This window comes from Amycolatopsis sp. A1MSW2902, from assembly GCF_017312175.1.
Taxonomy (GTDB): domain Bacteria; phylum Actinomycetota; class Actinomycetes; order Mycobacteriales; family Pseudonocardiaceae; genus Amycolatopsis; species Amycolatopsis nivea.
The window spans coordinates 4,441,186-4,467,117 of record NZ_QJPO01000001.1 but is presented as its reverse complement, the minus strand read 5'-3'; the positions used below and the strand labels follow the sequence as shown (position 1 = coordinate 4,467,117).

The 25,932-nt window shown below is 64.5% G+C and carries 17 protein-coding genes and 4 pseudogenes; 9 read left to right on the top strand and 12 right to left on the bottom strand.

Annotation, left to right across the window (positions count from 1 at the left end; translation table 11 throughout):
- The first annotated feature begins 27 nt into the window (after positions 1 to 27).
- The 3 genes and pseudogenes from DMP23_RS20425 (at position 28) to DMP23_RS20415 (ending at position 6,110) form a co-directional block, all read left to right on the top strand.
- Entirely contained in the window at positions 28 to 933 is a 906-nt protein-coding gene (locus DMP23_RS20425; RefSeq protein WP_337822137.1) for a LysR family transcriptional regulator, read from the top strand.
- A gap of 322 nt (positions 934 to 1,255) precedes the next feature.
- Positions 1,256 to 2,614, top strand: a complete 1,359-nt coding sequence (locus tag DMP23_RS20420) for an MFS transporter (RefSeq protein ID WP_337822136.1) — start codon at positions 1,256 to 1,258, stop codon at positions 2,612 to 2,614.
- Between the two features lie 117 nt (positions 2,615 to 2,731).
- A pseudogene (locus tag DMP23_RS20415) lies at positions 2,732 to 6,110 on the top strand (pyruvate carboxylase).
- A gap of 52 nt (positions 6,111 to 6,162) precedes the next feature.
- Here DMP23_RS20415 and DMP23_RS20410 read toward each other — a convergent pair.
- The 3 genes from DMP23_RS20410 to DMP23_RS20400 form a co-directional block, all read right to left on the bottom strand.
- On the bottom strand, positions 6,163 to 6,792 hold the full coding sequence (locus DMP23_RS20410) for a GntR family transcriptional regulator (protein WP_337822135.1): 630 nt from the start codon (positions 6,790 to 6,792) through the stop codon (positions 6,163 to 6,165).
- A 32-nt stretch (positions 6,793 to 6,824) separates the two neighbouring features.
- Positions 6,825 to 7,487, bottom strand: a complete 663-nt coding sequence (locus tag DMP23_RS20405; protein ID WP_337822134.1) for a FadR/GntR family transcriptional regulator — start codon at positions 7,485 to 7,487, stop codon at positions 6,825 to 6,827.
- Between the two features lie 86 nt (positions 7,488 to 7,573).
- On the bottom strand, positions 7,574 to 8,104 hold the full coding sequence (locus DMP23_RS20400) for a gamma carbonic anhydrase family protein (RefSeq protein WP_337822133.1): 531 nt from the start codon (positions 8,102 to 8,104) through the stop codon (positions 7,574 to 7,576).
- Positions 8,105 to 8,206: 102 nt separating this feature from the next.
- Between DMP23_RS20400 and DMP23_RS20395 the strand changes: the two genes are divergently transcribed.
- From DMP23_RS20395 to DMP23_RS20375, 5 genes are all read left to right on the top strand, one after another.
- Positions 8,207 to 8,977, top strand: a complete 771-nt coding sequence (locus tag DMP23_RS20395; RefSeq protein ID WP_337822132.1) for a (Fe-S)-binding protein — start codon at positions 8,207 to 8,209, stop codon at positions 8,975 to 8,977.
- Positions 8,974 to 10,497, top strand: a complete 1,524-nt coding sequence (locus tag DMP23_RS20390; RefSeq protein ID WP_337822131.1) for a LutB/LldF family L-lactate oxidation iron-sulfur protein — start codon at positions 8,974 to 8,976, stop codon at positions 10,495 to 10,497. Before DMP23_RS20395 ends, DMP23_RS20390 begins: the two co-directional genes overlap by 4 nt.
- Positions 10,494 to 11,147 (top strand): LutC/YkgG family protein, encoded by a 654-nt coding sequence (locus DMP23_RS20385; protein WP_337822130.1) that lies wholly within the window; start codon positions 10,494 to 10,496, stop codon positions 11,145 to 11,147. The genes DMP23_RS20390 and DMP23_RS20385 overlap by 4 nt, the downstream gene beginning before the upstream one ends.
- A 1,262-nt stretch (positions 11,148 to 12,409) precedes the next feature.
- Entirely contained in the window at positions 12,410 to 13,333 is a 924-nt protein-coding gene (locus tag DMP23_RS20380; protein WP_337822129.1) for a GlxA family transcriptional regulator, read from the top strand.
- A 59-nt stretch (positions 13,334 to 13,392) separates the two neighbouring features.
- Positions 13,393 to 14,325, top strand: coding sequence for a LysR family transcriptional regulator (locus DMP23_RS20375; protein ID WP_337822128.1), 933 nt, complete (start codon positions 13,393 to 13,395; stop codon positions 14,323 to 14,325).
- Between the two features lie 2,332 nt (positions 14,326 to 16,657).
- Here DMP23_RS20375 and DMP23_RS20370 read toward each other — a convergent pair.
- Positions 16,658 to 16,912 (bottom strand): hypothetical protein, encoded by a 255-nt coding sequence (locus DMP23_RS20370; RefSeq protein WP_337822127.1) that lies wholly within the window; start codon positions 16,910 to 16,912, stop codon positions 16,658 to 16,660.
- Positions 16,887 to 17,024, bottom strand: coding sequence for a helix-turn-helix domain-containing protein (locus DMP23_RS20365; protein WP_337824423.1), 138 nt, complete (start codon positions 17,022 to 17,024; stop codon positions 16,887 to 16,889). Before DMP23_RS20365 ends, DMP23_RS20370 begins: the two co-directional genes overlap by 26 nt.
- Positions 17,025 to 17,244: 220 nt before the next feature.
- Here DMP23_RS20365 and DMP23_RS20360 point away from each other — a divergent pair, with 220 nt between their 5' ends.
- Entirely contained in the window at positions 17,245 to 17,529 is a 285-nt protein-coding gene (locus tag DMP23_RS20360; RefSeq protein WP_337822126.1) for a hypothetical protein, read from the top strand.
- Positions 17,530 to 17,855: 326 nt separating this feature from the next.
- Here DMP23_RS20360 and DMP23_RS20355 read toward each other — a convergent pair whose 3' ends face one another.
- From DMP23_RS20355 to DMP23_RS20325, 7 genes and pseudogenes are all read right to left on the bottom strand, one after another.
- Positions 17,856 to 18,938, bottom strand: coding sequence for a polyprenyl synthetase family protein (locus tag DMP23_RS20355; protein WP_337822125.1), 1,083 nt, complete (start codon positions 18,936 to 18,938; stop codon positions 17,856 to 17,858).
- Between the two features lie 223 nt (positions 18,939 to 19,161).
- Positions 19,162 to 20,412 carry a cyclopropane-fatty-acyl-phospholipid synthase family protein gene (locus DMP23_RS20350; protein WP_337822124.1) on the bottom strand — a complete coding sequence of 417 codons (1,251 nt, stop codon included), beginning with the start codon at positions 20,410 to 20,412 and terminating at the stop codon, positions 19,162 to 19,164.
- Positions 20,413 to 20,509: 97 nt separating this feature from the next.
- Positions 20,510 to 21,916: an FAD-binding oxidoreductase gene (locus DMP23_RS20345; protein WP_337824422.1), complete on the bottom strand. Its 1,407-nt coding sequence runs from the start codon at positions 21,914 to 21,916 to the stop codon at positions 20,510 to 20,512.
- Between the two features lie 149 nt (positions 21,917 to 22,065).
- Positions 22,066 to 22,296: pseudogene (locus DMP23_RS20340) on the bottom strand (IS110 family transposase); the annotation flags it as partial.
- Between the two features lie 311 nt (positions 22,297 to 22,607).
- Positions 22,608 to 23,826: pseudogene (locus DMP23_RS20335) on the bottom strand (IS110 family transposase).
- 245 nt (positions 23,827 to 24,071) lie between these two features.
- Positions 24,072 to 24,476 (bottom strand): annotated as a pseudogene (locus tag DMP23_RS20330) (transposase); the annotation flags it as partial.
- Between the two features lie 21 nt (positions 24,477 to 24,497).
- Positions 24,498 to 25,733, bottom strand: coding sequence for an IS110 family transposase (locus tag DMP23_RS20325; RefSeq protein ID WP_337822123.1), 1,236 nt, complete (start codon positions 25,731 to 25,733; stop codon positions 24,498 to 24,500).
- Positions 25,734 to 25,932: the final 199 nt, after the last annotated feature.

The following is a 25,932-nucleotide window of genomic DNA, read 5'->3' as shown; positions in this document are numbered from 1 at the left end:
GAACATCGACACGTCGGGTGTGCAAAAATGCACGACGTGAACCTCGAGGATCTCCGCTATTTCCTGAGCCTGACCCGATACGGACGGCTGAGCACCGCCGCCGAGAGGCTCGAGGTGGAGCACACCACGATCCGTCGGCGGATCGTGGCGCTGGAGAAGCAGCTGGGGGAGCGGCTGTTCGACAAGACGCCGCGGGGCTGGACGCTCACTTCGGCCGGACGCCGGCTGCTGCCGTACGCGCAGCGGATCGAAGCCGAGGCGGACGCCGCTCGCGCCGCGGTTTCCAACAACCGGCACAGTCCGCACGGGACAGTGCGCATCGTCGCGACCGACGGGTTCGGCGGCTCTGTCATCGCCCCGGGCCTGGCTCGGCTGCGGGAGCGGCATCCCGGGATCCAGGTCGAGCTCGTGACCCGGATGCACCTGCTCGACTACGGCGTGGGGGAGTTCGATCTCGCAGTCACGATCCATCGTCCCGAACGCCCGGGATTCCGCGCCGTGCACCTGTGCGACTACGACCTGCGCCTCTACGGCAGTCCCGGCTACCTGGCCGGGCACCCGCGGATCGGGGCGCAGGACGACCTGGCCGACCACGACCTGGTCTGGTTCGTGCCCTCGCTGCTGGATCTTCCCGAGCTGCAGAGCGCCGAGGACATCGCCGCCAAGGCCAATGTCGTGTTCCGCACCACCAATCTCTTCGCGCAGGTCGAAGCGGCGGCCGCGGGGGTCGGGCTCGGCCTGGTCCCGTGCTTTCTCGCCGACGGCGACGCACGTCTCAGGCCGGTGCTGCACGACCAGGTCTGGGCCCGCCGCACGTTTTGGGTCATCACCCCGAACCGTCTGCTCAACACCGAACGTGTCGCTCTCGTGGCCGAGCATCTGGCCGAGACGGCGCAGTCGGCGCACCACCGGCTGATTCCGGCACAGGGCTGATCTGCCTGCTGTCGGAGCCGCTGGTCGGCCGGCTGATTCGGCGAAGCGGAGCCCGACCGGCCCCGGGCGGGCTGATTGACACCCTCCAGTCGTGAAGCTACCGTCCCAACATCCTGGATCCAGGACTCAGGATTCACAACTACTCGGGTTCGCGCCTCGGCGGCCGATCCCGTCTCCGTGCGCACTCCCAGCAGCAAAGGAGCGCTGTGACTGCCGTGCCACGACCACTCGAGTCCGCGACCGCGCGGAACCGTGCTCGCACGGGCGCGTCGTCAGCCCGTCCCGCACACGATTCGGCGCAGAACCGTCCGGAGGTAACCCGATGACCGCCCACCACGACTTCGAGACGGCGGAGAGGATTCGTCTCCGGAAGAAGGTCCTCTGGCGGATCTCGCCGTTCGTCGGCCTGATGTACCTGGTGAACTACCTCGACCGGACCAATCTGTCTTTCGCCGCCCCGGAAGGCATGAAGGCCGATCTGGGGATGACCGCGGCCGGCTTCGGCCTCGCCTCGGGCGTGTTCTTCCTCGGCTACTTGCTGCTCGAGGTTCCGAGCAACCTCGCGCTGCACCGGTTCGGCGCCCGCCGCTGGCTCGCGCGGATCCTCGTCAGCTGGGGTGTTGTCGCCTCGGCCATGGCCTTCGTCCCGAACGCCCCGTGGCTGTACGCGCTGCGGTTGCTGCTCGGCATGGCCGAAGCGGGCTTCGTTCCCGGAGTGCTGCTCTACCTGACCTACTGGTTCCCCAAGAAGGACCGGGTCCGGGCCATGGCGCTGTTCCTGGTCGCGATCCCGCTCACCTCCGTCGTCGGCGCCCCGGTCGCCAGCGCGCTGATCCAGTACGGGCACGACATCGTTCCCGGCCTCTCAGGCTGGCGGTTCATGATCCTCATGACCGGGGTGCCCGCAGTCGTGCTCGGCCTCGTCTGCTGGTTCTGCCTGACCGACAAGCCTGCCGACGCGAAATGGCTGACCAGTCACGAAAAGGCCATGCTCACCACCGAACTGGAGCGTGAGCAGGCATCCGGCGAGCGGACCCACCGGGTCCGCGACGCGTTGCTGCGGCCGAAGGTGTGGCTGCTCGGCCTGGTCTACTTCGGAGTGCTGTACGGCATGTACAGCATCGGCTTCTTCCTGCCCACCATCATCGCTGATTTCCGCGAGCAGTACGGCGTGCGTTTCTCGGCAATGCAGGTCGGGCTGCTGACGATGATCCCCTATGCGGTGGCTGCGGCAGGCATGATCCTCTGGTCGCGGCATTCCGACGCCAAGGACGAGGTTGTCCGGCACGTCGCCATTCCCGCCGCGATCGGCGGTCTCGGCATCGCCGGCGCGATGTATGCCGGCGGCCCGGTGCTGGCCATGGCGGGCATCACCGTCGGGACCACCGGCATCCTGGCCTCGATGCCCCCGTTCTGGGGCATGCCTACCCGGCTCCTGACCGGCGCTGCGGCGGCCGGCGGCATCGCCCTGGTCAATTCGCTGGGCAACGTCTCTGGTTTCGTCGGTCCCTACCTGACCGGATGGCTGTCCGACCTGACAGGGAGCCAGCGGGGCGGGCTGTGGATCGTCCTCGTGTTCCTGTTCCTCTCCGCGATCATCTCGATCCTCGTGTTCCGGAACCGATTCGGCGGTCTCCCACAGGAGCAGGAAACGCCGGAAGAGAAGGAAAAAGTCAAGTAGCACCCGAACCGCGGGCGGGGAGACAGCGGTCTCTCCCGCCCGCGGCGCCGTGTGATCTGTACACAGTGGACGGCGCGGGCCTGCCGCGTCCGCTCATCCGATTCGACGAGGAGATCGATGTTCCGCAAAGTGCTGGTGGCCAATCGCGGGGAGATCGCTATCCGCGCTTTCCGGGCCGCGTACGAACTTGGCGTCGCGACCGTCGCGGTGTTCCCGCACGAGGACCGCAACTCGTCGCATCGAGCCAAGGCCGACGAGGCGTACGAAATAGGCGAACGGGACCACCCGGTGCGCGCGTACCTGGATGTGGCTCAGGTCGTCGAAACCGCCAAGCGAGCCGGCGCGGACGCGGTCTACCCCGGCTACGGGTTCCTCTCCGAGAACCCGGATCTGGCACGAGCATGCGCTGAGGCCGGGATAACGTTCGTCGGACCTTCGCACGAGGTGCTGCATCTGACCGGCAACAAGTCCCGCGCCGTTTCCGCTGCCAGGGCAGCCGGGGTGCCGGTCCTCGCCTCGTCGGAGCCTTCGGCGGATGTCGATGCGCTGGTCCGGTCGGCGGAGGCGATCGGGTTCCCGCTGTTCGTCAAGGCCGTCGCCGGAGGCGGCGGCCGCGGCATGCGGCGGGTCGCCGAACCGAGCGAGCTGCGGGACGCGATCGACGCCGCCTCGCGCGAGGCGGCGTCCGCTTTCGGCGACGGCACGGTGTTCCTGGAGCAGGCCGTGGTGAACGCCCGCCACATCGAGGTGCAGATCGTCGCGGACGCCGAAGGCAACGTCTCGCACCTCTACGAACGCGATTGCTCGGTTCAGCGGCGGCATCAGAAGGTCGTCGAGATCGCGCCGGCCCCCAACCTGGATCCCCGGTTGCGGGACCGGATCTGTGCCGACGCGGTCGCGTTCGCGCGCGCGATCGGATACGTCAACGCGGGCACGGTGGAGTTCCTGCTGGACGAGCGAGGCGACCACGTGTTCATCGAGATGAACCCGCGCATCCAGGTCGAGCACACGGTCACCGAGCAGGTGACCGGACGCGACCTGGTCATCGCGCAGCTGCGCATCGCCGGCGGCGCGACGCTTCCCGAACTCGGGCTGGCCCAGGAGCAGCTGCGAGTGACCGGAGCCGCGTTGCAGTGCCGGATCACGACGGAGGATCCGGCCAACGGTTTCCGCCCGGACACCGGCGTGATTTCCGCGTACCGGACGCCCGGCGGCCCGGGGGTGCGTCTCGACGGCGGAACCGTGCACACCGGCGCGGAAGTCAGCCCGCACTTCGACTCGTTGCTCGTCAAGCTCACCTGCAACGGACACGACTTCTCCACCGCGGCCAGCCGCGCCCGGCGGGCGGTCGCGGAGTTCCGCATCCGCGGCGTCAGCTCGAATCTGGCCTTCCTCGCCGCGGTTCTCGACGATCCGGACTTCCGAGCCGGCGAGGTGACCACGTCGTTCATCGAGGAGCGCCCGCATCTGCTGAATGCCAGCCCGCCTGCGGACCGCGGCACGCGGCTGCTGACCTACCTCGCCGACCAGACGGTGAACCGTCCGAACGGCGAGCGTCCGCGCACGCCCGAGGCCGCGGCGAAGCTGCCGAAACTGCCCGCGGATCTCACTCCTCCGGACGGCTCCAAGCAGAAGCTGACCGAACTCGGGCCTGAGGGATTCGCGCGCTGGCTGCGGGAAACGCCGCAGCTCGGCGTCACCGACACCACCTTCCGCGACGCCCACCAGTCGCTGCTCGCGACGCGCGTCAGGACGAAGGATCTGCTCGCCGTCGCCCCGGTTGTCGCCGCGACGGTGCCGCAGCTGCTGTCCCTGGAGTGCTGGGGCGGCGCGACCTACGACGTCGCGCTGCGCTTCCTCGCCGAGGATCCGTGGGAACGGCTGGAGCGGCTGCGCAAGGCCGTGCCGAACATCTGTCTGCAGATGCTTCTGCGCGGCCGCAACACCGTGGGCTACACGCCTTACCCGACCGAGGTCACCACGGCGTTCGTCGAAGAGGCCACCGCGACCGGCATCGACATCTTCCGCATCTTCGACGCGCTCAACGACGTCGAGCAGATGCGGCCGGCCATCGAAGCCGTCCGCGCCACCGGCACCGCGGTCGCCGAGGTCGCGCTCTGCTACACCTCCGATCTGTCGGATCCGAACGAAAAGCTCTACACGCTCGACTACTACCTCAAGCTCGCCGAGCAAATCGTCGGAGCCGGGGCGCATGTACTGGCTATCAAGGACATGGCCGGCCTGCTCCGCGCGCCCGCCGCGGCTCGGCTGGTGACCGCGCTGCGCAAGGAATTCGACCTTCCGGTGCACATCCACACGCACGACACCGCCGGCGGTCAGCTCGCCACCTACCTGGCCGCCATCCAGGCAGGCGCCGACGCGGTGGACGGCGCCGTGTCGTCGATGGCGGGCACCACGTCGCAGCCGTCGCTCGGCTCGATCGTCGCGGCCACCGACCACTCCGATCGCAGCACCGGCCTCGACCTGCACGCGATCGGCGACCTGGAGCCGTACTGGGAGAGCGTCCGCAAGATCTACGCCCCGTTCGAGGCTGGTCTCGCGTCGCCCACCGGGCGCGTCTACGACCACGAGATCCCCGGCGGCCAGCTCTCCAACCTGCGCACGCAGGCGATCGCGCTGGGCCTCGGCGACCGGTTCGAGGACATCGAAGCCATGTACGCCGCGGCGGACAAGATCCTCGGCCACCTCGTGAAGGTCACGCCTTCGTCCAAGGTGGTCGGCGACCTCGCGCTGCACCTCGTCGGCGCCGGCGTTTCCCCGGCGGACTTCGAGGCGGAGCCGAACAAGTTCGACATCCCGGACTCGGTGATCGGGTTCCTGCGCGGCGAACTGGGCGATCCTCCCGGCGGCTGGCCGGAACCGTTCCGCACCAAGGCGCTCGAGGGCCGTTCGGCGGCCAAGCCGATCGCTGAACTGTCCGAAGAGGACCACAAGGAACTCGCCGAGAACCGCCGCGGCGCGCTGAACCGGCTGCTGTTCCCCGGGCCTACCAAGGAATTCCTCGCGCACCGCGACGCGTACGGCGACACCAGCGTGCTCCCGAGCAAGGACTTCTTCTACGGTCTGCGCCCGGGGGAGGAGTACTCGGTGGACCTCGAGCCCGGCGTCCGGCTGCTCATCGAGCTGGAAGCCATCGGCGAGGCCGACGAGCGCGGCATGCGGACCGTCATGTCCACGCTCAACGGCCAGCTGCGGCCGATCCAGATCCGGGACCGGTCGATCGCCTCGGACATCCCGGCCACCGAAAAGGCCGAGAAGGGCAACCCGAAGCAGATCGCCGCGCCGTTCGCGGGCGTGGTGACGCTGCAGGTGGCCGAGGGCGACCAGGTGGCGGCCGGAGCGACCGTGGCGACGATCGAGGCCATGAAGATGGAAGCGTCGATCACCGCTTCGGCGGGCCGGATCGGTGCGGCGGCTGGCGATCGGCGCGGTTCAGCAAGTGGAGGGCGGAGACCTCATCCTCGAGATCGGCTGACCGGGGTTCGGCGTCGCGGGAGACGGCCGCCTCGTCTCCCGCGACGCCGGTTTCAGCGGCGATGAGTTCCGTTCAGGTGGTCGCGCAGGGCCGACGTGAACGCGGTCTCGTCGCCGGACTCGACGATGGCGATCAGATTCTCGTGCTGGTGGAGAACCAGGTCGACGAAACTCGGGTCCGCGCTCACGACCCGCATGCTCATCCGGCGCTGCCGATCCGCCAGCGAATCGTAGAAGCGGGCGGTCAGCGCGTTCTTGCCCGCGGTGACGATGCTGCGGTGAAACTTCTCGTCCGCCTCGGAAAAGGCGTCGAGGTCGCCCGCTCGCGCGTGCGCGCGCTGGATCTCTAGAGCTTGCCGCAGTTCGGCGCAGGCCTGCGCGATCTCGCCGGGCCGGCGAATCAGCCTGCGAACTGCAGCGGCCTCGATCGCTTCTCGCGCGTCGAGAACGTCCGCCGCTTCGCTCGGGGGCACCGGCACCACGACAGCGCCTCGTTTGGGGATCAAGTCGAGCAATTCCTCGGCCTGGAGCCGAAGAAACGCCTCGCGGACCGGGGTCCGGCTCATTCCCAGCTGCTCGGCGATCTCGCCCTCGCTGAGCAGCTTGCCGCCGGCGAGCTCTCCGGAAAGGATCATTTCCTTGGTCTGCCGGTAAGCGCGTTCGGCAGCGGACGACTCAACCATGCAGACCCTCCGTTGGGTTGCGCGGGCGTGGGCTAGAAGCGGCTGTGGAACCGCCGGACGTGCGATTCCATGAGGTCGGCGGCGCCTTTGTCGTCACCGTCGGCGAGTGCGGCGTAGATCTGGCGATGCTCGGCGCGAAGGCGCTCGCGCAGGATTTCCCAGCCGCCCTGTTCGTCCACGGTGCCGAGCAGCAGGCCGCGGACCGATTCCCTGATGGCGACCGTGAGTTCGTTGACGAGGCGGTTGCCCGCTGCGCCCGCGATAGCGACGTGAAAGGCCACGTCGGCGTCGCTGAACTGTTCCGGGCCGAGGTCGGCGTCCATCTCGTCCAGTTCGGCTTCCATGCGCAGCAGGTCGGCCGCCTTGCGGCGGCGCGCGGCCAGCGTGGCCGAGAACCGCTCGAGCATCACCCGCGCCTCCGTGACGTCGTCGACCGGGAACGAGTCGACAGCCAGGTGCAGGGCCAGCACGCGGCCCAGCGCGCGTGCCGGAGCGGGGACCACGATGGTGCCGGACTTGTCGCCCGTGCCGACCTGGGAGCGGATGACGCCCTGCGCTTGCAGGACTCGCATCGCCTCGCGAACAGCCTGTCGGCTGGCGCCGAGTTGTGCGGCCAGTTCCCGCTCCGGGGGCAGCCGATCGCCGGGCCGCAGCTGGCCGGACGTCAACTGTTTCTCGACGTGGTTCAGGACCATTTCATAGGTGGGCTGCCGCCCTGCGGGCGTGGTCGCTTGCCCCGCAGGCGTGCGTGTCGCCGAAGCGGGCACCGCTTGTTCCGGCTTCACCGCGCTGTGCCGGCGATGTTCCGGTGCTGCTCAGTGAGACTGCGGTACACCTCGGCATTGCGGCGCAGGCCGGCGACTTCTTCGGCGCTCAGCGATCGCCGGACTTTGGCTGGCACGCCCGCCACGAGCGACCTGGGCGGGATCGCGGCGCCTTCGGGCACCAGTGCGTTGGCCGCCACGAGAGACTCCGCGCCGATGATCGCTCCGTTGAGGACAGTCGCGTTCATCCCGACCAGGCAGCCGTCTTCGACAGTGCAGCCGTGCAGAACAGCCCCGTGCCCGACGGAGACGTCCATCCCGATCCGGGCCGGGAAGCCGGGGTCGGCGTGCACTGTCGCGTTGTCTTGGACATTGCTGCCGGCACCGATCGAGACTGCTTCGAGATCCGCGCGGACCACGGCCCCGTAGAACAGCCCGGCACCGGCCGCGACGCTCGCCGAGCCGACGACGACGGCAGTGCCGGCGACCCACGCATCAGGGGAGACTTCCGGCACCCGATCGCCGACGGCCAAGACGTTGTCCCGCATGCCCGATCCCTTTCCGACTTCCCGGTTGTGCTTGGTCGAACCATACAGTTATCTTGGTCGGACCACATCCCCTCCGTCCACGTCTTCTGAACCGGAGGACTTATGTCCGGCGTCGGCCTGATGGTCACGTGCATGAACGACGCGCTTTTCCCGGCTACCGGCCGCGCGGTGGTGGCCCTGCTGCGCCGCCTCGGCGTCCGGGTCGATTTCCCGGCCGCGCAGACCTGTTGCGGGCAGCCGATGGTCAACACCGGTTACCTGGACGAGACGGTGCCGTTGCTGCGCAACCATCTCGACGCGTTCGCCGGATGCGACGCGGTCGTGGTGCCGTCCGGATCGTGTGCCGGGTCGGTCCGTTATCAGCATCGGATGGTCGCCGAGCGGTCCGGGGACCCGGCGCTGGTGTGGGCGGTCGACCAAGCCCCGCCGGTCTACGAACTGACCGAGTACCTGGTCGACGTGCTCGGAGTGGTCGACGTCGGGGCGTATTTCCCCCATCGGGTCACCTACCATCCGACCTGCCATTCGCTGCGGATGCTCGGAGTCGGCGATCGGCCGGTGCGACTGCTGGAAGCGGTCCGGGGGCTGAAGCTGCTGGAGCTGCCCTCGGCCGCTGAGTGTTGCGGGTTCGGGGGCACGTTCGCGGTGAAGAACGCCGATACGTCGGTGGCGATGGGCAGCGACAAGGCCCGGCACGTCCGCGAGAGCGGCGCGGATGTGCTTGTCGCGGGAGACAATTCGTGCCTCATGCACATCGGCGGTCTGCTGTCGCGGGAGCGTTCGGGAATCCGGGTCATGCATCTTGCCGAAACCCTGGCGGCGACCGAGACGGCCGGATCCGGGCACGGCGCCGAGGAGGCGGCGGTTCGATGAGCGGCACCTTTCTCGGCATGCCGAAGTTCCCGGTCGCGGCGAAGAAAGCGTTGTCGGACAGCCAGTTGCGCCGCAACCTCGCCCACGCGACGAGCACGATTCGCGCCAAACGCGCGAACGTGGTCGGAGAGGTGGCCGAATGGGAGCAGCTGCGCCTGGCAGGCGAGGCCATCAAGAACCGGGTGCTGCGGCACCTTCCCGAATGCCTCGAGCAGCTGGAGGAATCGCTCACCGCGGCCGGTGCCACGGTCCACTGGGCCGACGACGCGGCCGAAGCCAACCGGATCGTCGTCGAGGTCGCCAGGCGCCACAATGCCGGCGAGGTGGTCAAAGTCAAGTCGATGGCGACTCAGGAGATCGACCTCAACCGCGCGCTCGAAGCCGCCGGCATCCGGGCGTGGGAAACCGACCTGGCCGAGCTGATCGTTCAGCTGGGCGGCGACCTGCCCAGCCATATCCTGGTCCCCGCGATCCACCGCAACCGTGCCGAGGTGCGCGAGATCTTCCTGCGGGAAATGGGCAAGGCGGGCAAGCCCGCGCCGCCGGACCTGACCGACGACCCGAAGCGGCTGGCCGAAGCGGCCCGGACGCATCTGCGGGAGAAATTCCTGCGGGCGAAGGTGGCGGTGTCCGGAGCCAACTTCGCGGTCGCGGAAACCGGCATGCTCGCTGTCGTCGAGTCCGAAGGCAACGGCCGCATGTGCCTGACCCTGCCGGAAGTGCTCGTCTCGGTCGTGGGCATCGAGAAGGTGGTGCCGACGTACCAGGACCTCGACGTCATGCTCCAGCTGCTGCCGCGTTCGTCCACCGGCGAGCGGATGAACCCCTACACCTCCATGTGGACCGGCGTGACCGCCGGCGACGGACCGCGGGAGGTCCATGTGATCCTCCTCGACAACGGCCGCACCGATGTGCTCGCCGACCCCGTCGGCCGCCAGGCACTGCGCTGCATCCGCTGTTCGGCCTGCCTCAACGTGTGCCCGGTCTACGAGCGGACCGGCGGGCACGCTTACGGATCGGTGTACCCAGGGCCGATCGGCGCGATCCTCACCCCGCCGCTGCGTGGATCCGACCCGCAGGCGGACTCCCTGCCCTACGCGTCGAGTCTGTGCGGCGCTTGCTTCGAAGTTTGCCCGGTCCGGATCGATATTCCCGAGGTGCTGGTGCACTTGCGCAGCCGGGTGGTCGACCAGAACAAGGCGGCATCGTCGTCGCCCTCGGTTCAAGACATGGCGATGAAGGCCGCGTCGTGGACACTGTCGTCGGCCCGCCGGACCAGCGTCGTGGAAAAGGCCGCCGGGCTCGGGAGCCGCATCGTGGGCAAGCGCGGGCGAACCGCCCCGGGCGGGCGCAGCGTGCTCGGCCCCTTGCCGGGGCCGGCCGCGGGCTGGTCGCAGTCCCGCGACATTCCGTTGCCCGCCGCGGAGTCGTTTCGCGACTGGTGGAAACGCACCGAGGGCGGCAGCCGCGCCGCCGGCGACGAACCCGCCGACCGGCGGCAGGGAGGCGGACAGCCGTGAGCGCGCGCGAGCAAACCCTCGGGCGGGCCCGGCGGGCCCTGTCCGACGTTACGATCGAAGACCCGATAGTCGACGTGCCGATCGACCGTCCGCGGCAGAGCAGCGGCAGGTCCCCCGAGCAGATCGTCGACCTGTTCGCAGAGCGCGTCGCCGACTATCGCGCTGGCGTCGCGAAGGCGACAACGCCGCATGTGGCGAGCGCGGTATCCCGCGCGCTGCAAAACGCCGCTGCAGGGGGCAACACGGTATTGCGTGTCGTGGTCCCGCCCGGATTTCCCGTCGAGTACCTTCCGGACAGCATCGAGGTCGTGACCGACGGTCCGGACGTCCCCGTGGCCGTGCTCGACCGCTGCGACGGGGTGGTGACCACTGCCGCCGTCGGCATCGCCGAGACCGGCACTATCGTTCTCGATCACGGGCCAGGCCAGGGCCGTCGCGCGGCCACCTTGGTGCCCGACGTGCATGTGTGCGTGATCGAGGAAGCGCGGGTGATTGCGGGGATCCCGGAATCAGTTTCCGTCCTTGACCCGCGTCGTCCGCAAACCTGGATCAGCGGCCCGAGCGCGACGAGCGACATCGAACTGGACCGAGTCGAGGGCGTCCACGGCCCTCGGACACTGCAGGTCGTGATCGTCACGGCAGAAGGCTAGCCGTGTTCTCTCAAGCCTTCGGTTAGGACTGGGCAGACGCGCCTCGACGCCCGCGGCGCGGGTGATACTGCGCTATAGAAGACCTTGGCGATGATGCGATGGACGGGTTTTTGTTCAGCCACTCTCGGGCAGACGTTTCCTGAGAGCTCGAGCCTGAACGTGTGCTTGTTGGTTTCACCGCGAAAGGTCGGCGACGCAGGGACAACTCGGCGGTCGTCGCGCAGCCTCCTGTCGGCGCGGGACGGTCGAATCCAGGCGTTGCAGGTTCCGCCGGATACCCGCTGTATGTTCGTCAATTGATTTCGCGGAGGCAGATACGGTGGTTCTTTGCTTTTGGCTACGGTCTTGGCCCGGTTGCCGACAGATCGGGAGGTATGAGGCGCAAGACTGACGAGCGTTGAATCAGGAGTTGCTTCGCGCGATTACCAGAAGCGCCGGTCGCAGCGCGATGATGATTCAGGCCAAGCTCGAACTGGGGCGGAGGCCTGGAACTGTACGTCCGCAACCTTGGACGGAGCGGTTCCCCGTTTGCGTATCTTCGGTAGGTCGGTGACTGCGGAGCAGACCCGCATACCACCGTGACGTCTTGTTTCGTGAGCGAGTGCCCAGCCGGCGCGTCCGGTGCGGATGCGGTTGCGCATCGTCCAGGCAGTAACCAGTGCGGCCGACGGCGGCCCATATTTGCCTGCTCGGTAAGGATCATAAAAGGAAACAGCCCTTGCCCGGTCGTGAGAAGGTCAGGCATGGGGCCAATGTTATGCCGGAGACTCCACCACTGTTGCTCGCGCGAATTCCCTGGGGAGGGGATTCCTCATGCTGCTGGCATATCAGATTAGTTCGGTTCGAACTGGAATGCGCTGCTGTGGCGGGTGAGGTTCGCCGGTGGGCGAACACGCGGGCAAGGGAGGCGCGGCCTCGGCTCGCCTTGTTCCGGAGAATCCGGAACAAGGCGAGGAACGTCGGGATCGCTGGCGTGCATGAGCCGGCTGAGATGCAGCCTTGTGCAAAGACCCCGGTCTGGGGCCTGCGCGCGGGGACCGATGGAGGGCTGACACCTGCATCGCCTCTGGAGGGACAGCGGGCATGTGCCGTGCCTAGGCCAGTGGACATCATGGTTGGCGTGACGGGCGGCGTCCGACATAGATGTAGGTGAGCAGGAACGCATTCATGGTCGTGCATATTGGCCAAAAGGTGGTCGGATTTGGCCATAGTCCTGTTGCTATATTGTCAACAGGGGTGCTGACGGTATTACTATCAGCGATATGAGGCCTCGGGCGATGGCTCCCCATCGGGTAGTGATACTGGTGTTTGACGGTGTGCGAACACTTGATGTCGCAGCACCGAGTGAAGTATTTTCCAGTGCCAATGATCTCGGCGCGAGCTATGAAGTAAAGCTGTGCTCGGTGAGCGGGAGTGCGGTGACTACCTCTGCTGGCGTTCAGCTCGAGGTCAACTGCGCGGTTGATGCCATCAGCGCTGTAGATACCCTGATAATCCCAGGCGGGGAATGCCTGGCGGCCGAAAGGCCTCCCTCTGATATAGTTAGCGCTATCCGCAAACTTTCGATAAGTGCGAAACGCATTGTGCCAATCTGTGCAGCCGTGTTTGCGCTCGCGGAGGCTCAGTTGCTGGTCGGTCGGAGAGTGACCGCACATTGGCGATTTGTCGGATTGTTTCGGGAGCGATATCCCGATCTGGAAATTGACGGTAGTGCTGCCTTTGTGCGCGACGGTCGGTTTCTTACCTCTGCTGGTGCAAGTTCCGGGCTGGATGTTGCGCTTGCGTTGGTGGAGGAGGACGTCGATCCGCGTCTCGCGCATGAAATTGCGCGAGAGTTGGTTTTGTTTGTCCGTCGACATGAGGGCCATCCGCAGTTGTCGTTGGCAACCCGGGTTGCCCGTCGCCGGTATGATCCAGTGCAAGCGGTTTACGAAGCGGTGGTTTTGGAGCCTGCTGCAGATCATCGGCTTACCACGCTAGCGCGACGTGTCGGCATCAGCACTCGCCACTTGTCCAGGCTCTGTAATCGGCGAGTTGGCCTGAGTCCGGTAAGGTACGTCACTTCTATTCGACTGGAAATTGTGGTCGATTTGCTTGCGGCCGGTGAAACGCTTGCTTCGGCGGCTCGAAAAACTGGGATTGGCAGCGAAGGGACGTTGCGCAGGTTGCTGAGGGAGCATTCATAAGAATTAGCTTCAATGTAAACGTTTAGCGGTTGATTAGTTTTATTCGTAACCTGCATGGAGTGCTGGTGGAACTTGAGCTCCGACATCTTAAATTGGTCAATTCAATCGCCCGGCTAGGCTCTCTGAGCAAAGCGTCCATAGAAATCGGACTCAGTCAGCCTTCGTTAACGCAGCAGCTCGCCAAGTTGGAAAGGTATCTCGGAGCATCCCTCTTTATTCGAACGCCAACAGGAATGATTCCAACGGATTCCGGTCGGGCGCTGATCCAGTCAACGAACTACTTGGTGCCACTGGTGGCGGACTTGTCCGATCGATTTCGGGTGCGTGCTGCGCGTAGTGCGGGTGTAATTTCGGGATTTATTCGGATGGCAAGCATGCCGGGTCCATTCGTGGCACCGGTCGTGGCCGCCATTTCCGAGATTGAGCCAGAGTGGGGAATGCATCTTTCCGCCGGGGGTAATATTGAGAATTTAACGGAAGGAATCTCTCGTGGGCAGGTTGATATTGCAATCTTATCAGAAGTGAGTGGTGTCGGTTTCGCTCCCCCCGTAAAGATTGACGGAACGCGAAAAATAATGATTGGCAGGAGCGAGTATGTGGCGCTGGCGAGTGATAAGAAGCAGTTGGGGGAGGGTGCCGTCGTTAGCTTTTCCGATCTGGGCGAGGAAAGGTGGATATTCTCTTCCTGTACGCCGGCCGCTGTGCGAGCAGGATTTCTAAAGCTTTCGGTGTGTGCTGGTTCAAGTCCGCGAGTCGTTGGTGAAATGGACCTCCTTATGGCGCAGGAGTTGGTTCGTGAGAACTATGGCCTATCGGTTATCGACAGTGGGTTCGCAGCACCCAGCGGGACTAGGAAGATTCCCGTAGAGGGAAGTCCATTCAAGATTGTCCACTTTATCGTCTGGAGGGATGGTCTTCTGGGTGAACAGTTTATCGGGAAAATTCACGAGTTCTCCTCGGCGGGTGCTGTCGGATCGGAAATTCTAAGTTAAGGTGGTCGAGTAGTTCTTCTCTGGAAATTTTCCGAAACGGAGGTTGAGGGAGCATTTGCAATCTGTTGCATCTAGGGTCACCCGTAAGCTCTCGACGCCAATTTGGGAAACCTGGTGCGGATGCGATTTGCTGTGTGTTGTCCGCGGCTTGACGGTTTTGGAACCTGCTGCGGACCGCTGGCTTACAGTGCCGGTCCGTCGAAGGTGGATTGTGTCTTGAGTGTCAGGTTGACGTGCGTGAGTTCGGCACCCTTTGGCGTACCGGTGGTGTCCGTTGGTCCAGAACGAGTCGGTGTCGACGTTCTCCTAAGTCGCTGGCTGCTGGGTCAACAGGTCCGTAAAGGATTCTTCGCGAACGCTTCGCCCTTCTTGCCGAGTGGCGGGCTTGGACTACCGGGGAAGTGGAAGAACGCCTTCGCTCGGGAGTCGCGCAGGTGGTAGGCGATCTCGTGCGACTTTGAGCAGTAGGTTGAACGGGTACTGTCGTGGTGCCCTTCTTGTGGGCTGCAGTAGACGAGTGGAACCCTGTGCTCAGGGCGGGAGGTTGTGCGGCGTTATGACTAGATTTCCTGGAAGATGGCAGCGGCTTGTATTAGACGGCATCGCCCGGCAGGGAATTATCTCTATTGAGGAGATACTTCGAGCGTATTTTCCAGGGGAACCTACGGGGGTGGCTATTGCTGCCGTGACGCGGTCCATGAGGACCTTGGCTGAGAATTCACGAATTAGGGTCACCTATATTCAACGTTGCCCCTGTGGTGTTTCTCATTTTCGGAACGTTCACGGTGATCGGCACTTTGGAGTTGGTCCATACAACTTTCTGGCCATGCCGACTGATTGTGAAGAGCACATCATTATGGCCCATCCTGGAGTAATCTCCTTATGGCCTAAATGGGTTTGGCATCCAGATAGGCCGCTCAGCGAAAATCCATCTGAGCGGGAAGTGTCTGCGGCAAAAGCTAGAATTCGAAGCTTGAAAGGGATTGGGTGCTAAATCCGTCGGCTTCCGCGTGTGCTTTATTGGGGTGGTTTCTTTTGCTTACCGTCCTGTGTGTGTGCTCAAATGTTTCCAGTATTCCGGGTATGGGGATCATGTGGTCGATCCCGATCGCGGTTAGCTAAAGGAGTCCAACCGGAGGGTGGCGACGAGCGGTGTTGTTTGATGGGACGGTACACAATGTATATTGACGTCGCAGTCGATCGGAACCCCTTTCTTCGGAAGGCACTGGTCGAGTGGAGGCAGCGTTCCGCTGGCTGTGCCGAGGTTGGAGGACTGTGATCCGGGCGGGGGTTAATTCGTCCGAGGTCTTGACTGTCCCCGGTGCGCAGGAGCGCTCAGATCTGGAGGCGTTCCAATTTTGTCACAGAGGTTGAGGGCTGGCTGGTGCCCGACGAGAGTCGCGTCTGCACGTGAGCAGATCGACCACCTGGTCATTGGCAAACGCCGGTCGATCGGGGACCGGACGCTGAGGTCGATGCTGTACTCCCCGCCAGCCCGTGCCAAGAAAGTGCTGTGACTGGGCGTCGAAGACCTCGACCGCGCAAACGACATCCGCATCGCTCACGACGGGGAGTTCGACGAGACCCAGCCGACGGTAGATGACCCCTAACGCACGGCCGATCGGCAGTTGTGACCTGCCACAACCTTGTGCTATTGCCGCTTGACCGACGCCGGAGAAGGCGGCGCTACGGAGGCCAACCTTACGAACCTTCTCCGGTGCCCAACCTGCGGTACCCTCCAGATGGCGTCCCCGTCGGTCTCTGCGCAACTGCCGCGTTGCATGCAGAATCGACGCCTTCGCGGTCGATGTGGGGACCGTCCTGAAGCCGCGTCGGCGGTAGAAGGAGAATTGCTGGGTGCTGCCTCCAGCGGTCTCTGCCCTGGGCGCTATCGCGCCGTGGTTGCGGGTATGGCGCATTCGAGCGCATCGAAGATGGTGCCCGGCCTCAGCAACCGCGGAGATCGGGCACCAGGTAGAAACACTTCAGCTCGGCGGCCCGCTGTCCTGGAGTTCGATGCCCGCCCATGCCAGCCAGCCGGCTTCCGATGTTGGGCACCTGACCAGGTGCACCGTCTCGACCTATAGCTTGTGCGTCGAGCACCTGATGCTCTCGTCCTCGGTGTACCCGGAGCCAGCCAGATCTCTGTCGAGCGCCTTGATCAGTGCGACGACTTCCGGATCGCAGACGGTTACCGGGCGGACCTGCCTGGCATCGGCGGGCTGTGGCATTCCTGGATCCTGCCCTCCGGTGGTCGGCTTGGCACTCCGCCGGGAGCTGCGGCTAGGGCCTCCGCACCAGGCGAGCGCTACTGCGGCGGTGCTGCCGAACGTCAGCGCGTATCCGCCGGTGAGGTCGAACGCGAGGTCGTCTGGCTGCTGAAACCGAGCGCGCTGCCGACCTGCACGAGCTTCGGCGTCCGGCCGAGGGCGGGCCCGGCGAATAGGTCGCCGACCATCCCGCCGACGACAGGGCCCAGCCCTACTGCCAAGGCTGCGACCAGCCACGGCACCGGCAGCTGGTCGCAGCCTTGCGGCTCGCCAGCAGTGGGGTAGCGACTATTATGAGGGTCCGGCGGCCGAGGCATTCGGCGTCTCCTCAGTGACTGGCTTGCGGATCTTCTTCGGCTCGGGGATGAGGATTTCGCCGATCTCGCAGCCGAGCACAGCGCAGATCACGTCTAGGTCGGCGAGCTTGATGCTGGCGGGGTTGCCTGACCAGAGCCCGGACCATTTTGCCCGCGGAGATTGTGAGCCCGTGCTCGGCGAACGTGCGGTGCAGTTCGCTGGCCCTCCAGATACCGCGGTTGGCGGCGGTCAAGCGCAGGTTCCATTTCATGGCAGCAGTCCTTCCTCCTGTCCGGCGATTCGTTGTTGGCCGACGGTCCACGCGACTTCGATGCGGGTGCGGTGAACGTGGATGTATTTCATGGTAGCGGCTTTGATTTCCGGTGCCGAGGGGGATGCCGGCATAAACCGGCCGAACGTACGTACGGAGTTTGCGAGGTTCAAGGCGTCGCCGATCTTGAGCAGGACCCCGGCAAGTGGGTGTGCATCGAATATCCCCGCGACTTCGATCGACCTGTTTGAGCTGCTGAAGAACCGTTTTCAGGTTGCCAGCCAGCCGGGACAGCACGGCGTCGACCGTTGCAGTGCCGGGAGCGGTGGAGATCTGCTTGTCCAGAGCGGCCAAGCCCGCTTATGAACCAAATTCTACCTGTGAGGGCGTTTCGATGAAACCTTTCGCCCCGTCAGGGTGCGCGGGCGGTGTGTGCCGCGGTTATCGCGCAAGACATGACAAACGCCTGAGTCGTTCCAGGTTCGTTCTTTGATGTGCAAGGACTGAACCTGGAACGAGGTGGTTAGCTGTTGAGAGTTCGTGACATCAGGTGGCGGCTCGGTTTGAAACGCGGAGTTCGGGTACCTGCTTATGGATCGTGTGAAATCGCGAGACATGCTTGTCTTCCAGCCATCCTGGTGAGAGGTCGGCAGTATCGCTACCCAGAGTGGTATGGACACGTTTCTCCACGTTTAGAACGTTCGCGCGACCATGTGGTCGGCAACCGCCTCGCAGGCGTCGCGTGCGGGGGAAGCTGGCAACACGGCGAGCGCGGTACGTGCTCGGGAGGCATAGTCGGAAAGGGTGGCCCGCGCACGTTCTAGCCCACCAGAATGCTGCAGTAGCTCCAGCGCCTCGGCTACGAGTGCGTCGTTGGTGATCGCCCCTGAGAGTAGCTCGACCAGCCGGGGGTCCGCCGCCTGGGCGGCCAGCGCGTACAGTATGGGCAGCGTGCGCACGCCTTCCCGCCGCTCGGTGGTCTGTTCCTTGCTCGGCTCGACCGATGGCGTTGCGAGGTGGATGATGTCGTCGGAGATCTGGAAGGCGATGCTGCTGATCTCTCCGAAGCTGTACAGCGCCTGGGTGTGCTCCTCAGACGCGCCAGACATCATTCCTCCGAACCGGCAGGACGTCGCGATCAGCGAACTGGTCTTCTGCCTGACCACGGTGAGGTAGTGCTTGACTGGATCGGTGCCCTTGGCCGGGCCAACGGTCTCGAGCATCTGCCCAGTGACCAGTTCGCCGAATGTCTCGGCGATGATCCGTACCGCGTCTGCTCCGAGTGCAGCGGCGAATCGTGAGGCTTGTGCGAGCAGGAAGTCGCCAGTCAGGATGGTGTCGGTGTTGTCCCGTCGCGTATTGACGGTTGCCGCGCCGCGCCGTGTGGCGGCCTTGCCCACGACGGCACAGTGATACACCGTGGTCAGGTGCACGAGCTCGACAGCTGCGGCCGCGATCAGCACCCGTTTGTCCTGCTTCGGGCCGAACTGCGCGGACAGAAGCGTAAACAGCGGACGGAAACGTATTGCCTCCGTTCCGAGCGGGTACAACGCAGCCTCGTGCACGGCCTGCACGTCGCTCTGCATGACGTCGCGTAGCATCATCTCGACCTCGGCGAGGCCGTCGGCGAGGTTCCGGAGCAGCTGCTCGTCCCCGACTCGCAGCCCAGACGGTAGCGCATCCCGAATCTGGCGGGCGTTCTTCGTCGAAAGGTCGATCCGGGTCGAGGCACCACTGAGATTGAACGCTGCCGTGCTGTCAATCTTTCGAGCCATTGTCATCTCCTGATTGAGTGAGGCGGCGAGTGACTGCTTTCGCAGACTGGCACAGATACACCAGGGGCGGATTCTTGAAGCTTTATCCCGGTAGTCGCCGCGGAGGGTGTATCCAGTGTGAAGCTGAGAAACGATCGCTATCGATAAGTAGTTCTTCGCAGGGCTTGCGTCGTGCGCCGTCGTACTTTGAAAGCGTTCCGTATGACCGGTTCAGAGAGGGCTGCTAACTCGTGCATTTTGGGGGATCCCAATTGGGTCGTAGGGGCATGCCGGAGTGGTATTTGTCGGGCTTGACGGCCAGGATTTGGTGCAACTGGATGTTGTTGCGCTCAAAGGCGAGACGAGAAGCGGCCATGTAGAGGCGCCAGACTCGTGCCGTACCGGTTCCCACCTCGGATACCGCTTTGGCCCAGTTGTCGTCCAGATTGGTGCACCAGTTGGCCAGGGTCATGGCGTAGTGCTCGCGGAGGTTCTCTTCGTGTCGTACTTCGAAGCCAGTGTCTTGAACGAGAGACACCAGGCGGCCAGGACTCTCCAGTTCGCCGTCTGGGAAAACGTACCGGTTGATGAACGGGCCGACACGCACGTTATATGAGCTGTTCGGCCTGGTTATGCAATGGTTGAGCAATCGACCCTCCGCGCGCAGCTTGCTATAGAGGAACTCAAAATACCCTGGTAGCTGGGCGTCTCCGATGTGCTCAGTAAGGCCGATGGAGCTAACCGCATCGAAATTGGTTTCGAGAACGTCCCGGTAGTCGGCGTAGCGCACCTGGGCCAGGTCGGAGAGACCGTATTCGGCGATCTTGCAACTTGCCCACTCAGCTTGCTCCTTCGATAGCGTCACGCCCAGCGCTCTTGCGCCATAGTGCTGTGCGGCGTGTATCACCATGCCGCCCCAGCCGCACCCGACGTCTAGGAGTCGCTTGCCTGGACGCAGCGCGAGCTTGCGCGCCACCAGGTCATGCTTTGCGAACTGGGCTTCCTCTAACGAGGCGTTGTCGGTCGGAAAGACTGCACAGGTGTAGGCCATAGATGGGCCGAGCAGCCACTCGTAAAATGTGTTGGATACGTCGTAATGGTGAGAGACCGCTGCGGAATAGCGGTTCTTGGAGTGTCGTTCTCCCCGCTGGCGGTGCTCTTGTGGAGGGGGGGATGCTGGCCAACGCAATCGTGCCGTCAGCAACCGCAGTGCCACTGTCCAACGCAAGTCCAAGGGAAGTTCGCGAACGGCGATCTTAGGTAGTGCTGCCAGTGCGGTGTACATATCGCCGGTCACCTCTAGCGTGCCGCTCACGTAGGCCCTGGCTAGGCCGAGCTCACCAGGCGCGGAGGCCAAGTGGGATAACGCCAGCGGTGAGCGTATGTCCAGGCGTATCGGGGCTCCCGGCGTGCCTGCTTTGCTGCCGTCATATGCGATAAACTCAATCGGTACGTCGTCACCGACCACCCGTGCCATCCCCTCGGCCACCGACATAGTCCACGTGTTTGATAAACTCATTGTTCGTCCTTTCCTTGCTGCAGAGCAATCTGGCCAATTAATAAGTGTCTTCTCGCGGGTCAACTCTGCGACTTCACTGGTTGTGTACGACTTTCGTGTACAGGTCTGGCAGTCGACCGTCTCGGTCGTACTCGTTCTTCAGTCGGCGGTACGCTGCACCGTTGTATAATTCAGCGAATTCCTCAGGTGGGTAGTACGCATCTGAGTACAACGACTTACGCCCTCCTAATTCGGTAACTACCTGCTCGATCCGCCGGTTGTGGTAGCTCGATTTCTGCTGCGGCCGCTTTGGCACTGTGGACCAAAATCCTACGTTCACGTAACGAGTGTCTATGTCCAGAGGATACAGTGGCCACTGGCGCTGTGCGCGTAGTTGCAGAGGGCACAGCCATATGGGTGAGATACCGATCTCGGAGCGAAAAAATGCCATAAATTCGGGCAGTTGCGCGAGCGGGATTTCCACATCCTGGATAACCGGCTCGGTCGGTGGGCGACCGGCAGCCGCCAGTAGTCGCTGGGACAGCTTGTAGCGGCGGTCCAGCGCTACCAATCGCCGGTATACGTCAGAGCGAAGGTATCGTTTTGGCCACATCTTGCGTAGTGTTGGCCACTCCAGGCCAAATGCTCGGGAACACCAGAACCAGTCGGTATCCCAGCGCCAAAGGTAGTCATATATAGTCAAGTAGTCGACCTCGCGCTGTCGAATCGATCGGTAGAATATGTTCATTCCGGTATAATCGCTCGTGTAAGGCGCTTCACGTACACTGTCGCCGAGAGTGATAACAACTGAATTCGGATCAAGGTGTCGCGAATAATCCCATTCTTTTGGTTCGAACACTGTGCCGTCGACGAAATCGACCGGGATGCCCTCGTATGATCGGTTCATGTAAATATGGTCAAGCGCTGCCGTCGCCATCTTAATGTCCGGAAACCGAATGTGCCGCAATCGTACGTATGGGTTAACTTGCTCGAGTTCGATGCGTGCTCGGAGTACGTAGCCGAGGGTTCCATAGGAATTGGGCAAACCGCGAAACAATTCAGCGTGCTCGTTGTTCTCGCTCACGATAGCTACTCGGCCGTCTCCGGTCAGGACCTCTGCTTCCAGTACTGACTCATGCGGTAGACCGTTGCGGAACGACGTCGACTCGATCCCGAGGCCTGAGATGGCTCCGCCCAGTGTGATCGTCTTCAGTTGAGGGACCACCAGAGGCATCAGGCCGTGGGGAAGGGTCGCTGCGACCAGTTTCTCGTAGGTGGTCATTCCGCCTACCTCAGCCACTCTCGCCTTTGGGTCCACTTGCAGCACCTGGTCAAAGGCGCTTACGTCAAGGCCGGTGCTTCCGGTTGGAGCGCGGAATCGAAACAGGTTCGACGTAGACTTGGCCAGTCGCACTGGCTCCCCCGGTGCGAGTGCACGGTACTGATCCGTTAGCGCGGCAACTGCAGCACGATAATCGCTAATTTTGTGAAGTTTGCCCATGATGTCCAATCATAGCGATCGTGATCGCTAGGTCCAACAGATAGCCCTTCGGCGCATGTGTGATATTAATTTCTGCTTGACATCTCGAATGTCCAACCGCATCGAGGTGTAAAGGGCGATGCCTTGGCAGTCGCCAACGAGGAGAGCGCGCCGGCTGCTCGGGCGATCGCGACGGGCTGGGCCCCGGTGGTGGCGGGCTGGTCGACCACGACCAGCGGTCGGCCGTGTCGGGTGAGCTTATGGAACAGGGCCGCCAGCTTGGGTTCGGTGTTGGGCAGCGGACCGTCGTGCAGCTGTTCGCCGCCGGCGGTCAATCCGGCCGCGTGGTGGACGCTTTTGCCGACGTCCAGGCCGAGGAACACTCTGAAATCGCTGGTCATCCACCACGCCGTTTGGTCGTCGCCGGCGATCGCCGGTCGGGCATCGAGCGCCGGTGCCTACGTTATGGCCGTGATTGTGATGATCACGGGGTGCCGTCCCGGATTGTGGTCTGATCCGCGTTACGGCTGACCGAGCACTGCGCATCTTCACAGTCCTGACCGCTGGGTCGGTTCGGTGTCGGCCAGCTACCGGCGTTTCCGATCAGAGCAGGAGTCAGCAAATCGTGTCGAGGAGTCTTCGCCTCTCCTCCCAGCACGAGGTCCGCGACGGACAGGAGGCGGTCCTGGTGGGGGGTGTCCTTATGGGGTTGTCAAGCCGCGGTGGGCATGGTCGAGGGTTCGGGGTGTCGGTAGTGGGTGGCGTTGCGGAGCATGGCGTAGGGGACGTCGCAGCGGCGTTGAGCGAGGCAGATGAGGGCGGCGTTGTGCTTCTTGCCCTCGGCTCTCTTTTTGTTGTAGTGGGCCCGGCTGGTGGGGTCGGAGAGGGCGGCGAAGGCGGCGAGGAAGAAGGCGCGTTTGACACACTCACAGAGTTTGCGGTTGCCGGTGCGGGCGGGGTGTTCGCCTTTGATGCTGGTGCCGGAGGCGCGGGTGACGGGTGCGATGCCGGCGTAGGCGGCCAGGTGGGCGGAGGACTTGAACGACGAGGCGTCGCCGATCTCGAGGAGGATGCGGGCGGCGGTCCTGACGCCGATGCCGGGCATCGATGTCAGGACCCCGGCAAGAGGGGTGTGCGTCGAGTATCTCCTCGACCTGTTCGGCGACCTGTTTGCGTTGCTGGAGAATGGTTTTCAGGCTGTCGGCCAGTCTGGGCAGCACGGTGTCGGCCGCTGTGGTGCCGGGAACGGTGACGGTCTGCTCGTCCAGCGCGGTCGTGATCGCCGCGACGAGTTTGTCGCCCATGCGGGGCGCGTGGGCCGTGGCGATCGCGGTGAGTTTGCGGCGTCCGGCTTTGCGGATTCCGGAGGGTCCGCCGCAGCGGGAGAGGATTTCCAGCACCGCCGGGTGGGTGATGCGCGAGCCGATGGTGCGTTCGAGGGCGGGGTGGATGCCGGTGAGCAGGCCGCGGACTCGGTTGGACAGGCGGGTGGCTTCGGCGGCGAGGTTGTCGTCGTAGCCGGCCAGCACGTCCAGCTCTGCGAGGGCGTCGTCGCCGAGGTCGACCGGGCGCAGCGTGTGCGGCAGCGAGCGGGCGGCGTCGGCGATGACGAACGCGTCGCGGGCGTCGGTCTTGGCGCGGCCTGGGTAGAGGTCGGCGATGCGGCGCATCGCCAGGCCGGGCAGGTAGGCCACCTGGTGCCCGGCGGCGCGGGCGACCGCGACCGGCAACGCCCCGATCGTCGCGGGCTGGTCGACCACGACCAGCAGCGGCCCGTGGGCGGCGAGCTTGTCGAACACCGCGCGCAGTTTGGGTTCGCTGTTGGGCAGTGGCCCGTCGTGCAGCCGCTGGCCGTCTGGGCCGAGACCGACGGCGTGGTGTTCGCCTTTGCCCACGTCCAAGCCGAGGAAAACCCCGAAACTGCTGGTCATCCACCATGTCCTTCGTCGTGGTGCGGGTGGTCGCCGGTCGGGCATCGAGCGCCGGCACCCACGCCTGCGACGAGACCTGCCCGCAGGCGGCCGTGTCCTTATCAGCGGTTGGTCGACGCCACCAGACCCGGTGACATCACCCCCCCGGATCATGCCTGCGACAGGGGGACAAAGTCATGCCGAGCCTGGCGACCACGAACTCCTTGATCAGGAGCTGCGAAGAAGGCCTCCGATATCGCCAATTGTCAAGCGGCGACGGGTTCTGCGGGTGTCGGCTGAGGCTGGTGGAAGGCTCGGGTTTCGTCGTGGGTCTGTCCTGTGTGTAGGCAGTGGTGCAGCTGGCCGGGCATCCGGTTGAACAGGTGGCGCAGGGCGGTGGAGTGGCGGTCGCCGTGGTCGCGGCGTTTCCGGTAGTGGGCTTTGGCGGGTTTGCTGTGGGTGGCGGCGATGAAGGCCCAGAGCCAGCCGGTGGCGTTGAGGCGGTCGTTCTTCACGGTCCGGTGGGTGACGACGTGGCTGCGCCCGGACGCGCGGGTGACGGGTGCGGATCCGGCGTAGGCCTTGAGCGAGCGGGCGTCGGTGAAGCGGGTGCGGTCGTCGCCGATCTCGGCCAGGACGCGGGCGCCGGTGGCGTCGGCGAGGCCGGGGAAGACATCTCATGGTCGGAAAAGTCAAGCTGCCAACGCGAGCTGTGGTCGGAAAGCTCGGTCTTCGTCGTAGAGTTCGCCGGTTTGCAGGCAGTGGTGCAGCTGCCCGAGGAATCGATTGAACAGATGGCGCTGGGCTTGGGCGTGGCCGTCTCCGTGGTCCCGCCGCCGCTGGTAGTGGGCCTTGGCCGGGGAGGACGCGCGCAGCGAGCTGAGCGCCCACAGGAATCCTGCGTGCGCGAGTCGCTGATTTTTGATGTGGCGGTGGGAAACCACGTGGCTCTTGCCGCTGGCGCGGGTGACTGGCGACGCGCCGGCGTAGGCTTTCATCGCGCGGGCGTCGGCGAATCGCGTTCGGTCGTCGCCGATTTCGGCGAGTACCCGGGCACCGGTGAGCGGGCCGAGGCCGGGGAAACTGAGCAGGATCTTCGCATCGGGGTGTTCAGCGAACTGGTTGCTCGTTTCGGCGGCGAGATCGTCAGCTGCCGTGCAGGCTGTGTCGAGTTGCCGCAGCAGGGCCAGCATCTGTCGCCCCATCGCAGCTTCGACCTGTGGCTTCTGGCGAAGGCAGTCGGCTCGGAATACCGCGTGGATGCGGTCGATGGCGGTCTCGAAGTCGCGGGTGCGACCGGATCGCTTGAGCGCGGCGCGCGGCTGGCTGCGGGTGAGTTTCGCGGCGTGGGCTGGGGTGGGTGCAATGGCCAAAATCGCGCGTGCATCGGCGCGGGTGAGTCCGCCGTTGGCCTGGTGCTGGAAGGCCAGCAGGGCGGCGGGGTAGTACTCGCGCAGGTGCGACCGAAGCTGGTTCGCCAGCTGTTGACGGTTCCAGACCGCGTCCTGCTGGGCGCGTGCCAGCACTGCGATCGCTTGTGCGAGTTCGGTATTCGCCGGCAGCGGTCGATGAGCATGGGCGTCGGTGCGCAGGATGTTGGCCAAGACGATGGCGTCGCCGGCATCGGATTTGCGGCGGCTGACGGTGTGGCGTTCACGGTAGCGCGATGCGGCGAGCGGGTTGATGGCGAAGACGAGACGACCGCTGGCGTGCAAACAGGCAACCAGCAGGCCACGACCGGTCTCGATCGCCACCGGAATGGGATCTTCGGGCGTGTCTCCGTGCTCGGCGAGCAAGTCCGCCAGCCGCCGGTATCCGCCGGCGTCATCGCCGATACGCAGTTGTGCTTCGACGTGGCCATCGCGGTTGACCAGCGCGATGTCGTGGTGGTTTTCCGACCAGTCGATCCCGCAGAACAGCTTGGGCAATCTCGCTCCTTCATCAGCGTGTGCGTGCTCGTTGCGAGCCTGATTGGGACACGCGGCGCGCTAATTCCAGGACGCTAATTCCAGGACTCGGTCGGTCCGCCATCTCATTAGCCGTTCGTGACACCAGCGAACGGCACGGGCCTCGGTCTGTCCCGGCGTTCGCATCGGACGCCGCTGGAGATGAGAGGTCACCGTGCTG